General features: G+C 39.9%; 1 protein-coding gene. It reads right to left on the bottom strand.

Going from position 1 to position 671, the window contains the following annotated elements; genetic code table 11:
• Positions 1-20: 20 nt before the first annotated feature.
• Positions 21-671, bottom strand: a 651-nt coding sequence (locus ACRCJ0_RS17920; protein ID WP_431391492.1) for a PD-(D/E)XK nuclease family protein, incomplete at its 5' end; no start/stop codon positions are given.

Raw genomic sequence — 671 nt, 5'->3', positions numbered from 1 at the left:
CATCACTTTTGCAAGTACTTTTAGACAAAAAAAGTTTTTAATGTATCTAAAGATATAATCATTTTCTGTGTAACCGGTCGTCCCCAAATAGTTTCAAGGGCTTGGGCATATAGATCCATTTGCCCTTGGTAACGGTCGATCAAGGTTTGTTCTTGCTGGCTTTCATTTAGATAAGCAATCCGGTCAGTTTTAAAGTCATACAGGAAGATTTCGTCCTGTAACAAAATAAAACCATCAATTGTCCCGTGGACCAACAAGTCATCATCTATTGCCATATCCGTAAAGATTTCTGATCCAGCAACCATCAGGGAGAATGTTTCTTCTCTATATACGTGGTCAACTTGTTTCAATATCAATTGACCCGCTGCCGTATCGAAGAAGGCTACTAGTTTATCCACTTGAATATGGGGCCAAAGTTGTTGGTTTAAAATGCCTACTTGGCATAGGCCATCAAAGAGCGCTTTAAAGGTCGCTTCACTTGGTTTAGCCCTTAAGTTCACCTTCTGCATTAACAAATGTGCCGCTGACCCAATTACTGTTGGTGTGACAGCTTGTTCTTTGGCCAAGAAACTCGGTTGGTCATAGTCCTCTTCAATATAACGGAAGGTTTTAGTCAATTTATTTTGATTGTTGACTGACCAAGGTTGCAAGTCGTTGTCACTTGGATCTTT

This window comes from Aerococcus sp. L_32 (assembly GCF_050689315.1).
This window is presented reverse-complemented; position numbering and strand designations above follow the sequence as displayed.